Here is a 13,278-nt window from a genome sequence, read left to right on the forward strand (position 1 = left end):
TAACGTTTGCAAGCCTGCCACAAAGCGGGTTTGAACGCTACGGGAATCCCCCCTTTCGCGCTGTGTTTCAGGCCTGTTCCGGTCCTTCCGGAAGATGGCCGGCCCTGACCGAGGATTCGACGAGCGCGAGCGCATAGTCGGCAAGCCTGGGGGCGCCGCGGCGGATCGATTCGGTGCGCTGGCGCACGCGGTTGGCCGTGACCCCGTTGGCCTGCCAGGCACGGCCGGCCGTCATCGCGTTGTGGATCATCGGCATCAGGCGATCCAGCGACAGCGCGAAGCGCGCTTCGGGGGTTTCGCCGGCCTCGTACTCGTCCCACAGTGCGTGCAGCCGCATCGCGTCATCGACAGGCAGCAGACCGAAGATCCGTTCGGCTGCGGCCTTCTCGCGTGCCTCTTTCGTCGCGTTACCGGCATCGTCGTAGGCGAAGGTATCGTCGGCGTCGATCTCGACCAGGTCGTGCACGAGCAGCAGCTCCATCACATGGCTGCGATCGACCGGCTCAGCCGAGTGCTCGGCGAGCACGAGAGCCATCAGGCTTACATGCCAGCTGTGCTCGGCGGAGTTCTCGCGGCGGGAGGAATCGACGAGATAGCTCTGCCTCAGCACGGTTTTCAGGCGGTCGATCTCGACGATGAAACGGATCTGTTGTTCGAGTCGGTGTTCCATTGGCAATCCAAAAAAATCGGGCGACCCCGAAGGATCGCCCGATTTGTGCCGTTTGGCCAGCCCGCTTCCCCGGCCGTGACCGGGGTGCGGGTCTTCTTCCAAGGGGGAAGGGCTGTCAGGCGGATTGAAGCGCAGTGGCGAACTGCTCGGCCTTGTCGCCGATGATCAGGTGGATGACCCCCGGCGAGACCTTCATGGTCGCGACGACGCCGGCGAGCTTGGCTGCCGCTTCGTCAAACTTCGCGCCGTCCTTGAGTTCGACGCGCAGACGGGTGAAGGCGACTGCCTCGATCTTGCCGAGGTTGGCGCGTCCGCCCAGAGCGGCGAGCATGGGACCGGCAGCTTCGCGAACCCAGGGCTCGATCGCGACTGCGGCGGCCGGAGCGGCTGCGGCGGGTGCAGGCGCAGCCGCGGCGATCGGAGCGCTGCCCAGATCCGCTTCGGGACCGGCCACTTTCAGGTACTCGGACATGTCGGTCTTCAGGTTTTCGGACAGCGGCCCGAAGATCGCCTGGAAGCCGTTGCCGACCGTGACGACGCCAGAAGCTCCGAGTGCCTTCAGACGGGCCTGATCGACCTTGGCCGGTTCCTTGACCGCGACGCGCAGGCGGGTGATGCAGGCGTCGAGGCTGGCGATGTTGCTGCGGCCACCGAAAGCGAGAACCAGATCCAGGGCCTTGCCGTGCTGGCCGGCGCTGTGCGCGACGGGGGCCGCGCCTTCGACGGTGTCTTCACGACCCGGAGTCTTCAGGTTGAACTTCGTGATCACGAAGCGGAACACCGTGTAGTAGATCGCGGCGTAGATCGGGCCGAGGATGAACACATAGAGCGCACCCTGGGACTTGTTGCCGATCAGGTTGAACATCAGGAAGTCGATGCCGCCCTGCGAGAAGGTGAAGCCCATGTGCATGCCGATCGTGTTCGCGACGAACTGGCAGGACGCGGCGAGCAGAGCGTGGATGAAGTACAGCACAGGAGCGACGAACAGGAAGGCGAACTCGATCGGCTCAGTGATGCCGGTCAGGAACGAGGTCAGTGCGGCCGAGACCATCATGCCGCCGACGGCGAGCTTGTTCTCGGGCTTGGCGCTGTGCCAGATCGCGATCGCGGCGGCGGGCAGACCGAACATCTTGAACAGGAAGGCACCCGCCAGCACGCCGGCGGTGCGGTCACCCGCGAAGAAGCGGTTGATGTCGCCGCTGACGACCTTGCCGGCTGCGTCGGTGAAGGAGCCCATCTCGAAGAAGAAAGGCACGTTCCAGATGTGGTGCAGACCGAAGGGGATCAGCAGACGTTCGACGAAACCGTAGACGGTCGCTGCGGTGCGCGGATCGCTGACCGCGGCCCAGTGCGAGAAGGCCTTGATGGCGCCGCCGATCGGGGGCCAGACAAAGGACAGAATCGCTCCCAGCACGATCGCGGCGATCGCGGTCACGATGGGGACGAAGCGCTTGCCGGCGAAGAAGCCGAGGTAAGCCGGCAACGCTATCCGGAAGTAGCGGTTGAACATCCAGGCAGCGAGGCCGCCGGCGAGGATGCCGCCGAACACGCCGGTCTGGATCGAGGGCAGGCCCATGATCGTGTCCGGCTTGATGCCCATGATTCCGGCCATCACGCCCAGCGTCACGGTCATGACGAGGTAGCCGATCGTTGCGGCGATCGCCGCGACACCGTCGTTCTCGGTGAAGCCGAGCGCGACGCCGATCGCGAAGATCAGCGGCAGGTTGCCGAAGATCACGTCGCCGGAGTTCTTCATCAGCGACAGGATGGTCAGTGCGACCTGGTTGGTCGTGTGGAAATCGGTGGCGCCGAGACCGAGCAGCAGACCTGCGACAGGCAGGACGGCCACCGGCAGCATCAGCGCTTTGCCGATCTTCTGCAGGACCGCGAATGCGTTGCTAAACATGGTTAATTATCTCCTCCAAAGGGGTACTGCGATCAATCTGCATATGCAGCCAGGCGCGAGCGCACTTCTGCGGCCGTTCCCAGATGCAGGATTTCATTTGCCATCTGCGTGCACTCGGCGTGCGAGAGGCGCTTGACCAGGGCCTTGATCGCCGGGATTGCCGGGACCGAGACCGAGAGCTCATCGACACCGAGGCCGACCAGCACCGGGACCGCCATCGCGTCGGACGCGAGGCCGCCGCAGACGCCGACCCATTTGCCGTGCTTGTGCGCGCCCTCGACGGTCAGCGAGATCATCCTCAGCACCGACGGGTGCAGGCCGTCGGCCTGTTTCGCGAGCTTCGGGTGGCCGCGGTCCATCGCCAGCGTGTACTGGGTCAGATCGTTTGTGCCGATCGAGAAGAAGTCGACTTCCGGTGCGAACACTTCGGCCATCACCGCCGCCGACGGAACTTCGATCATGACGCCGACCTTGGCCGACGGATGGCCGCTGGCCTGGACTTCCTCGGCGAGGATTGCCTTTGCGGCGCGCAGCTCGTCGAGCGTTGCGACCATCGGGAACATGATGTGCAGTCGGGCGAGCGGGGCAGCCTGAAGGATTGCGCGCAGCTGGGTACGGAAGATCTCCGGATATTCAAGGCTGACCCGGATGCCGCGCAGACCCAGGAAGGGGTTGTCTTCGCGGGGCAGGGGCAGATAGGGCAGGGGCTTGTCGCCACCGACATCCAGAGTCCGGATCACCAGCGGGCGGTCGTGGCCGAGCGCCTGCGCAACCGCCTTGTAGGCGGCAGCCTGTTCCTCTTCGCTCGGGGCGGTATCGCGGTCGTCGAACAGGAATTCGGAACGCAGCAGGCCGACGCCTTCGGCGCCGTGGGTGACGCCTTCCTGGGTGTCGGCGGCGTTGCGCACGTTCGCGACGACTTCGATGTGGTGTCCGTCGGTCGTGATCGCCGCTTCGCTGGCCGCGGCCATCTCTTCGGCGCGCTTGGTGGCCTGACGGGCAACCCTGGCCTGGGCTTCGGCGATCTCTGTTTCAGAGGGCTTCTTGAGTAGAAGGCCCTTGCTGCCGTCGAGAACGACCAGCGAACCTTCGGTCAGGGTCAGCGCTGCTTCGTCGATGCCGCAGATCGCCGGGATGCCCAGCGAGCGGGCGAGGATCGCGACGTGGCTGGTCGCGCCGCCGCCGGTCGTGCAGAAGCCGAGCACCTTGCTGCGGTCGAAGGAAGCCGTGTCGGACGGAGTCAGCTCTTCGGCGATCAGGATGGAGCCTGCGGGCACGTCGATCTGGGCCTGTTCGACTCCGGCGAGCAGGGCCAGAACGCGGCGGCCGACGTCGCGGATGTCATTGGCGCGTTCGCGCAGCAGTGCGTTGTCCAGCCCTTCGAGGCGGGTCGCATAGCGGGTGAAGGCTTCGCGCCATGCAAAGCCGGCGCTCTTGCCATCGCCGATGCCTTCGATCGCCAGATCGACGAGGTCGGGGTCTTCGAGCAGTTCCTGGTGGGCGACCAGGATCTGCGCCTTGGCCGGGTCGGACAGGCGGCCCTTCAGCGTTTCGATCTGGTTGCGGGCTTCGTGCAGCGCGGCATCGAGCTTCAGGCGTTCGACGCTCGCCGACTCGCCGCGCTCGCTGACTGCGATGATCTGCTGGCGGTACTGGACGATCTTGCCGACCGCGAGACCCGGCGAGGCCGAGACACCGGCCAGTTCGTTGGCCGAGGCGGGCTTGGCGCGAACCGGGGCGGGCTCGGTGGTTTCCTCGCCCGGCGCTTCGCCGGCGGCTTCACCGCAGCCGGACGCGAGCAGCGCCGACAGCGAGCGGATCGCTTCCGCTGCGTCGGGACCCGTGGCGCGGATCGCGACCGCATCGCCTTCGCGGGTCGCGAGCCCCATGATCGCGACGACCGACTTCGCGTTCGCTTCGTCGGAGCCGCGCACGAGGCGCAGGTCGGACTTGTACTTCTTCGCTTCGGCGGCGAGCACCGCGGCGGGGCGAGCGTGCAGGCCGGACGGGTTGGGCAGGCTCACCGCTTCGCCGGTCAGCGCGGCATGCGTTCCAGTCTGCGTGGTGGTCGAAGTCTCGGCAGCGAGTTCAATCGTCAGCGCGACCGACTTGCCCGCTTCGACGAGGCCGTTGGCCGGCACGAAGCGCATCACCTTTTCGACGTTGGCGATCAGAACCTGGGTCAGCAGGCTGCGCGCCTTGCGTGCGACGAGGTCGACATCGAAGCTGATCAGAAGCTGGCCGGCCGTGATCCGGTCTCCCTGCTTGACCGCGGGCTTGAAACCCTCGCCCTTGAGCAGAACGGTATCGATGCCGATGTGGACCAGCACTTCAATGCCTTCGGCGGTCGTGATCGTCAGAGCGTGGTGGGCCTGGTGAAGCTGGGTCACGACGCCGGAGACCGGGGCGAGCAGCTCGCCCGAAGTCGGATCCAGAGAAATGCCGTCACCGACCATTTTCTGTGCGAAGACCGGATCCGGAACCGATTCGAGCGGAATCAGAACCCCGGAGAGCGGGGCGAGGATTTCCAGCCTGGCTGCGGGTGCTTGCATCAAACAACTCCTGATGATTCAAATGGTTGTCGGGTTCTTCCGCGGAAGGAGTCCGGGTATACCCTGATGAGGGTTAACCCTAGCATTTATCGAGGCATAAATGTTGTTTTAGATCAGCATAGGCGCGGGGTGCTACGCGCGCAGGCTTTGTCTACAGCGCGGAGCCGGGGTTTGTCGTGTTTTTCGTAAGATGGATATAGCGACAAGCGATGCGGGAAAGCCCCTAGCAGTGAGAGAATCACGCTTTGGGCCTGGAAGGCCTGTTCCATCCACTGACGAGAACAAACGATGACAACAACCGCAGTCCCCGCGCCCGGAGTCCTGGCCGCGGAGCCTACCGAGCGTCACCCCCGTGGCCTCAAGGTGATCTTCTTCGCCGAGATGTGGGAGCGCTTCTCTTACTACGGAATGCGCGCCCTGCTGGTGCTCTATCTGGTCAATGCGCTGCACTATGACCGCGCCCACGCGCTGGAGCTCTACGGGATCTATACGGGACTCGTCTATCTGACTCCGCTGATCGGTGGCTACCTCGCCGACAAGTACCTCGGCCTTCGCCAGGGCGCGGTGATCGGCGGCATCATCATGATGTTCGGCCACTTCGCGATGGCCTTCGAGCCTCTGCTTCATCTCGCCTTGGGCTTGCTGATCGTCGGTAACGGTTTCTTCAAGCCCAACACCTCGACGATGGTCGGTCAGCTCTATCGCGAACACGATTCGCGCCGCGATGCCGGCTACACGATCTTCTACATGGGGATCAACATGGGCGCGTTCTTCGCGCCGCTGGTCGCCGGCACTCTGGGCGAGAAGGTGGGCTGGCACTGGGGCTTCGCTTCGGCGGGTATCGGTATGGGCTGCGGTCTTTTCTCTTTGCTGTACAACCAGAAACTGCTCGGCAACGCCGGGCTTCGCTCCGGGCAGACCGCGATCGACCGCTCCGACTGGCTGCGCATTCTCGCGATCAGCCTTGCCGCGATCCCCTTCGTCTATGCGGTGATCTGGGCCTGGGGCGGGATCTCGGCGCTGATCGCGCCGCTGCCGCTGTGGGGCAAGCTCTTGCTCGGGGCCGCGTTGATCGTCGCCGCGGTCAAGGCGCCCGGCCTGATCGGCAAGAAGGACGCCTCGGCCCAGCCGGTCACCCGGGAAGAGTGGCACAGGATCTTCGCGATCGCGATCATCGTGTTCTTCGTGATCTTCTTCTGGATGGGCTTCGAGCAGGCGGGCGGCACGATGAGCCTGTTCGCCGACACCCAGACCGATCGCCATGTCGCCGGGTTCTTCGCTACGCCGGAATCCTGGCTCGTATCGGATAACTGGTTCATCGCCAACATCCTGCTGCCGCTGTCCAAGGGCTTCGAGATTCCCGCTTCCTGGTTCCAGTCGGTCAATCCTCTGGTGATCATCCTGTTCGCGCCCGTCTTCTCGGCGCTGTGGAAGCGGATGGACAGCTCGCGCTTCGCGCTGTCCTCGACTGCCAAGCAGGGCTGGGGCATGGTCGTTCTGGGTCTGGGCTTCATCGTGCTCGCGATCGCCCAGGCCAAGGCCGATGCGACCGGTCCGGTCGGCCCGCAGTGGCTGTTCATCGTCTACTTCATCCACACGATGGGCGAGCTGATGCTCTCGCCGGTCGGTCTGTCCATGGTCTCCAAGGTTGCTCCGGCTCGTCTGGGCGGTCTGCTGATGGGCGTCTGGCTGCTCTCGTCGGCGGTAGCGAACTACCTGTCCGGCACGCTCGAAGCGATGCTGCACGGCTACGGAATCCCGCTCTACTGGTTCCTGGTCGGCTCGTCGATCGGCGCTGGCGTCGTGCTGTTGCTGATCACGCCGCTGGTTCGGCGCCTGATGCACGGCAAGGACTGAAGCCTTTGAATTTCCTTGCATACCGAAAAGCCCGTCCTCGTGACGGGCTTTTTTTCGTTCACAGCCGGGCGAAATATCTTTTTTATATTTTGTTTGACGCTCGAACAAACTTGTCCTAGAGTTCGAATCACCAAAGGAGGTCCGCTTCGGACCAAAACGAAAACAAGGGGAGAACATGTTCCTCGGAATCGATCTGGGTACTTCGGAAGTCAAACTGCTGCTGCTCGCCGACGATCACACGATCGTCGCGACGGCGGGCGAAAAGATCGCGGTTTCCCGGCCCCAGCCCCACTGGTCGGAGCAGGACCCGAATGAATGGTGGAGCGCGACCGGCAAGGCTGTCGCGGCGCTGCGCGCCAAGGCGCCGGATGAATTCGCGAAAGTGCGGGCGATCGGCCTGTCCGGCCAGATGCACGGAGCGACGCTGCTCGACGCGAAGGATCAGGTTCTGCGTCCGGCCATCCTGTGGAACGACACCCGTTCGGCCGCCGAGTGCGCCGAGCTGACCGCGCGCTGCCCGGAGCTGCCGCAGATCTCGGGCAACCTCGCGATGCCCGGTTTCACGGCGCCCAAGCTGGTCTGGGTCGCCAAGCATGAACCGGAGATCTTCAAGAAGATCGCCGCGGTTCTGCTGCCCAAGGATTTCCTGCGCATGAAGCTGGTCGGAGACAAGGTCTCCGAGATGTCCGATGCCGCCGGGACGCTGTGGCTCGATGTCGCGAAGCGCGACTGGTCGGACGAGTTGCTCGCCGCGACGGGCCTGACCCGTGCGCAGATGCCTCGCCTCGTCGAAGGCAGCGAAGTCTCGGGCAAGCTCTTGCCCGAAGTCGCGAGCGCCTGGGGCCTGTCGGAGGATGTCGTCGTCGCCGGCGGCGGCGGTGACAACGCGGCCAGCGCGATCGGCATCGGTGCCGTCGCGCCGGGAGACGGCTTCATCTCGCTGGGCACCAGCGGAGTGCTCTTCGTCGTCACCGACCGCTTCCGTCCGAATCCGGCTTCGGCCGTCCATGCCTTCTGCCACGCGGTGCCGAATCGCTGGCACCAGATGAGCGTGATGCTGTCGGCCGCGAGCTGCCTCTCCTGGGTGACCCGGCTGGTCCACGCCGAGAACGAAGGCGCTCTGCTCGCCGAGGCGAATGCCTTGAGCGTCGATGAGCGGATGGCCGCGCCGATCTTTCTGCCCTATCTGTCCGGCGAGCGGACTCCGCACAACGATGCCCAGGCCCAGGGCGTGTTCTTCGGCCTCAATCACGACACGAGCGCGGCGCATCTAGCCTACTCGGTCATCGAAGGCGTCGCCTTCGGAACGATGGATGGTCTGGCCGCGCTGCAATCGGCGGGTACTGTCGTCGGCCGTCTGGCTCTGGTCGGCGGCGGTTCGCGCAGCGCCGAATGGGCCCAGCTTTTGGCGTCTATCCTCAATACCGAGGTCGTGACGCTGGAGGGCAGCGAGACCGGCGGTGCGCTCGGTGCGGCCCGGCTCGGCTGGCTGGCCGCGGGCGGCAGCGTCGAGACGGTCTGCCGTGCTCCGGTCGTGCGCGACCGCTTCCTGCCCAACGCCGCACAGCGCGAAAGGCTGCTTCCCCGCTATCAACGTTTCACTTCGCTCTATCCCCGGCTGCGCGAGCTGTTCGTGCGCTGAGGGGCATTCCTTATAAACAAGTGGTTCAGGAGACAGACATGAAAAGCTATTTCGACGGCATCGAGAAAATCCGCTACGAAGGTCCGGAATCGAGCAACCCGCTCGCGTTCAAGTACTACGATGCCGACCGCGTCGTGCTCGGCAAGAGGATGGAAGACCAGCTGCGCTTCGCGGCCTGCTACTGGCACAACTTCTGCTGGAACGGCGGCGATCCGTTCGGTGGCGACACCTTCATGCGCCCCTGGCACCACATGGCGAGCGAGATGGACGCAGCGCTGCTCAAGGCCGATGTCGCGTTCGAATTCTTCAGCAAGCTCGGTGCGCCTTTCTACTGCTTCCACGACCGTGACGTCGCTCCCGAAGGCGCGACTCCGCGCGAGAGCGTCGACAACTTGCGCCGCATCGTCGATGTGCTGGCCAAGAAGCAGGAAGAGACCGGCATGAAGCTCTTGTGGGGCACGGCGAACATGTTCAGCCACCGTCGCTTCATGTCCGGCGCCTCGACGAACCCGGATCCGGAAATCTTCGCGATGGCCGCGCTGCAGGTCAAGGAAGCGATGGATGCAACGCTGAAACTCGGCGGCGCGAACTATGTGATGTGGGGCGGCCGCGAAGGCTACGAGACGCTGATCAATACCGACATGAAAGCCGAACTCGAACAGCTCGGTCGCTTCCTGACGATGGCCGTCGATTACAAGCACAAGATCGGCCTGAAGGGTCCGATCCTGATCGAGCCGAAGCCGCGCGAACCGTCCAAGCACCAGTACGACTTCGACACCGCGACCGTCTATGGCTTCCTGAAGAAGTACGGTCTTGAAAACGAAGTGAAGATGAACATCGAAGCGAACCACGCGACGCTGGCCGGCCACAGCTTCGAGCACGAGATCGCGACCGCGAACGCATTGGGCATCTTCGGTTCGATCGACATGAACCGGGGCGATGCGCAGTGCGGCTGGGATACCGACCAGTTCCCGAACAGCATCCCCGACACGACTCTGGCGATGTATTACATCCTGCAAGGTGGCGGGTTCACGACCGGCGGCGTCAACTTCGACGCCAAGGTTCGCCGTCAGTCGATCGACCCGGTCGATCTGTTCTACGGCCACATCGGCGCGATGGACGTCACCGCGCGCGCGCTGCTGATCGCCGAGAAGATGATCAACGATGGCAAGTTCGCGCAGGTCACGAAGGATCGCTACGCGGGCTGGCAGGGTGAATTCGGTCAGAAGATCATGACCGGCAAGCTGGGCCTCGATGCGGTTGCCCAGCATGTGATCGACCGCAACGTCGATGTGCTGCCCCGTTCCGGTCGTCAGGAACTGACCGAGAACCTGCTCAACAGCTACATCTGATCCACCCTGTACGCGGTGGCGCAGCCACCGCCACGGCGGGGGTAATCGAACCCCGCCGTGGCCGTGCGCCTGTCTGCGTGGCCATCTCACCTGTACTGCGCTCCGCAAGCTATGGACGGAACGGCTGATCATGGAGGGGAGGGCTTGCGGGCGCAAACCGCTGCGTTACGCTCTGGGCGCCGAACCCTGAAGGACGATTCCATGATCAATCCGCAGTCCCTTGCCAACGCTCTTCGCCTGCTCGCGATGGATGGTGTCCAGGCCGCAAAATCCGGACACCCCGGCATGCCTCTGGGCATGGCTGATATCGCCGTCGCGCTGTGGCACCGCCACCTCCGTCACAACCCGGTCGATCCGAAATGGCCCAACCGCGACCGTTTCGTGCTCTCCAACGGTCACGGCTCGATGCTGCTCTATTCGCTCTTGCACCTGACCGGCTACGATCTGCCGCTCGCCGAGCTCAAGCGCTTCCGTCAGCTGCACAGCAAGACTCCCGGTCACCCCGAATACGGCTACACGGTCGGCGTCGAAACGACGACCGGCCCGCTCGGCCAGGGCCTCGCCAACGCGGTCGGCTTTGCACTCGCCGAGCGCCTGCTGGCCAACGAATTCAACCGCGAAGGCTTCCCCGTCGTCGATCACCACAGCTACGTGTTCCTGGGCGATGGCTGCATGATGGAAGGCATTTCGCACGAAGTGGCTTCGCTCGCCGGAACCTGGAAGCTCTCCAAACTGATCGCGTTCTACGACGACAACGGCATCTCGATCGACGGCCGCGTCGAGAACTGGTTCACTGATGACACGCCGGCCCGCTTCGAAGCCTATGGCTGGAATGTGATCCGCTCCGTCGACGGTCACGACGTCGATGCGGTCGATGCGGCGATCCGCGCAGCGAAAGCCCAATCCGCCAAGCCGACCCTGATCTGCTGCAAGACCGTGATCGGCAAGGGCTCGCCGAACAAGGCCGGAACCCACGACGTGCATGGTTCTCCCCTGGGCGACGCCGAGATCGCCGCGACGCGCGCCGCGCTGGGCATAGCCGCCGGGCCGTTCGAGGTCAGCGACGAAGTGCGCGCAGCCTGGAATGCCCGCGAGGCCGGCGAGGCGCTCGAGAGCGAATGGACGCGCCTGTTCGAAGCCTACCGCGCGAAATACCCCGAACTCGCCGCCGAGTTCGCTCGGCGCGTCTCGGGAACTCTGCCCGCCGACTACGCGAAACTGAGCAATGAGGCGCTCGCCGCGATCGTCGCGAAGGGCGAGACGATCGCTTCGCGCAAGGCGAGCCAGAACGCGCTCGACGCGCTGGCCCCGCACATCCCCGAGCTGCTCGGCGGCTCGGCCGACCTCGCGCCGTCGAACCTGACGATGTGGAAGGGCTGCTCGCCGGTGCGCGATGCCGGTGGCAACTACCTGAACTACGGTGTGCGCGAATTCGGCATGGCCGCGATCATGAACGGCCTCGTGCTGCATGGAGGTCTGCGCCCCTATGGCGGCACTTTCCTGATGTTCAGCGAGTACGCGCGCAACGCGATCCGGATGGCGGCGCTGATGAAGATCAACCCGATCTACGTCTTCACGCACGACGGCATCGGCGTCGGCGAGGATGGGCCGACCCACCAGCCGGTCGAGCAGACCGCGACGCTGAGGATGGTGCCCAACCTCGACGTCTGGCGGCCCTGCGATGCGGTCGAGAGCTTCGTTGCCTGGCAGGTCGCGCTCGAACACGAAGCGACGCCGACCGCGCTGATCCTCTCCCGTCAGAACCTTCCCCATCAGCCGCGCTCGCCGCAGCAGATTGCTGACATCCGCCGCGGCGGCTATGTCCTTCACGAGGCCGAAGGAAGCGCCCAGGCCGTGATCCTCGCGACCGGCTCCGAAGTCGGACTCGCCGTCGCGGCCCAGGCCCTTCTGGCCAGCGAAGGCATCGCAGCCCGCGTCGTCTCGATGCCTTCACCGCATCTCTTCGACAAGCAAGACACCGCTTATCGTGCCCAGGTGTTGCCCAAAGGACTCGCCCGGGTTGCGGTCGAGGCCGGCGTCACCGACTATTGGCGCAAGTATGTCGGCCTGGAAGGCGAAGTGATCGGTCTGGATCACTTCGGCGAGTCGGCCCCGGCCGGCGAACTCTACGATGTCTTCGGCATCACCGCCGAGGCCGTCGCTCAAGCTGTGCGCAAACTGGTAAAGGAGTCAGCATGAGTCGCATCAAGGCAGTCGGCGAACTGGGTCAGCAGATCTGGTTCGATTCGATCTCTCACCAACTGATCGCGAGCGGCGAACTCGCCCGTCTGATCGCCGAGGACGGCGTCGCCGGCGTCACGTCGAACCCGGCGATCTTCCAGCAGGCCTTCAGCCGGGACCCGAGCTATGCGCAGGCGAAAGCTCTGCTGCCGGCGGATCTGACCGACCCCGAGAAGCGCTTCGAGGCGCTCGCGATTCCCGACATCCAGGCTGCCTGTGACGCGTTTGCCGAGCTGTACCGGACGAGTGGTGGCAACAAGGGTTTCGTCAGCTTCGAAGTCTCGCCCAGTCTGTCGCACGACGCGGTCGGTACGCTCGCCGCGGCGAAGCGGCTGTGGGCCGCAATCGACCGGCCCAACGCGATGATCAAGATCCCGGCGACCCGCGAAGGCCTCTTCGCGATCCGTCAGGCGACCGCGGCCGGCATCAACGTCAACGTGACGCTGATGTTCTCGCCCGCCCATGTCGACGCGGTTGCCCGGGCTCACGCCGACGGTCTGCTCGACCGGGTTGCGGCAGGCCTGCCGGTCGCGGCCATTCGCTCGGTCGCCAGCGTCTTCATCTCCCGGCTTGACAGCAAACTCGATCCTCAGCTTCCCGAGCCGCTGCAGGGCCGGATCGCGGTCGCCGCGGCGCAGCTCGCCTACGACGAGTGGAAGAAGCACTGGGGGCCGGAAGGAGATCGCTTCGCGCCTCTGGCCGCGAAGGGCGCGTGCCCGCAGTGGCTGCTGTGGGCCAGCACCGGCACGAAGAACCCGCTCTACCGCGATGTGCTCTACGTCGAACAGCTGATCGGGCCGGATACCGTCAACACGGTGCCCGAGGCGACTCTCGCCGCCTTCCGCGATCACGGCGAAGCGCATCCGACGCTCTCCGCGAACCCGACCGGCGCGCGCGCCGCGCTCGACCAGGCGAAGAAGCTCGGCATCGACCTCGATGCGGTCGGCGAAGTGCTGCAGCAGGAGGGACTGGTCCAGTTCGAACAGGCTTTTGCAAAGCTCCTCGAATCGGTGCTCTGAACCGAATCCACGATAAAAAGCCGGGGAGACCCGGCTTTT

General features: G+C 64.7%; 8 protein-coding genes. 5 read left to right on the forward strand and 3 right to left on the reverse strand.

What is annotated here, in order from left to right; all coding sequences use genetic code 11:
- Nucleotides 1-67: 67 nt before the first annotated feature.
- From ACHFB9_RS06405 to ptsP, 3 genes are all read right to left on the reverse strand, one after another.
- A complete protein-coding gene (locus ACHFB9_RS06405) occupies nt 68-670 on the reverse strand; it encodes an HD domain-containing protein (RefSeq protein ID WP_417070361.1) in 603 nt (200 codons plus the stop codon).
- Between the two features lie 115 nt (nt 671-785).
- Nucleotides 786-2,576, reverse strand: coding sequence for a PTS glucose transporter subunit IIBC (gene ptsG, locus ACHFB9_RS06410; protein WP_417070363.1), 1,791 nt, complete (start codon nt 2,574-2,576; stop codon nt 786-788).
- A 32-nt stretch (nt 2,577-2,608) separates the two neighbouring features.
- Complete coding sequence (ptsP, locus tag ACHFB9_RS06415; RefSeq protein ID WP_417070364.1) at nt 2,609-5,128, reverse strand: phosphoenolpyruvate--protein phosphotransferase; 2,520 nt, start codon at nt 5,126-5,128, stop codon at nt 2,609-2,611.
- 288 nt (nt 5,129-5,416) lie between these two features.
- On the opposite strand from ptsP, the gene ACHFB9_RS06420 reads away from it, so the two are divergent.
- The 5 genes from ACHFB9_RS06420 to tal all read left to right on the forward strand — a co-directional run bounded on the left by ACHFB9_RS06420 (nt 5,417) and on the right by tal (nt 13,239).
- A complete protein-coding gene (locus ACHFB9_RS06420; protein ID WP_417070366.1) occupies nt 5,417-6,985 on the forward strand; it encodes a peptide MFS transporter in 1,569 nt (522 codons plus the stop codon).
- 175 nt (nt 6,986-7,160) lie between these two features.
- Nucleotides 7,161-8,627 (forward strand): xylulokinase, encoded by a 1,467-nt coding sequence (gene xylB / locus ACHFB9_RS06425; RefSeq protein WP_417070368.1) that lies wholly within the window; start codon nt 7,161-7,163, stop codon nt 8,625-8,627.
- Between the two features lie 38 nt (nt 8,628-8,665).
- Nucleotides 8,666-9,979, forward strand: coding sequence for a xylose isomerase (xylA, locus tag ACHFB9_RS06430; RefSeq protein ID WP_417070370.1), 1,314 nt, complete (start codon nt 8,666-8,668; stop codon nt 9,977-9,979).
- 201 nt (nt 9,980-10,180) lie between these two features.
- Complete coding sequence (gene tkt / locus ACHFB9_RS06435; protein ID WP_417070371.1) at nt 10,181-12,178, forward strand: transketolase; 1,998 nt, start codon at nt 10,181-10,183, stop codon at nt 12,176-12,178.
- Nucleotides 12,175-13,239 (forward strand): transaldolase, encoded by a 1,065-nt coding sequence (tal, locus tag ACHFB9_RS06440; protein WP_417070373.1) that lies wholly within the window; start codon nt 12,175-12,177, stop codon nt 13,237-13,239. The genes tkt and tal overlap by 4 nt, the downstream gene beginning before the upstream one ends.
- The last annotated feature ends 39 nt before the right edge of the window (nt 13,240-13,278 follow it).

It is taken from the genome of Niveibacterium terrae, from assembly GCF_048213115.1.
Taxonomy (GTDB): domain Bacteria; phylum Pseudomonadota; class Gammaproteobacteria; order Burkholderiales; family Rhodocyclaceae; genus Niveibacterium; species Niveibacterium terrae.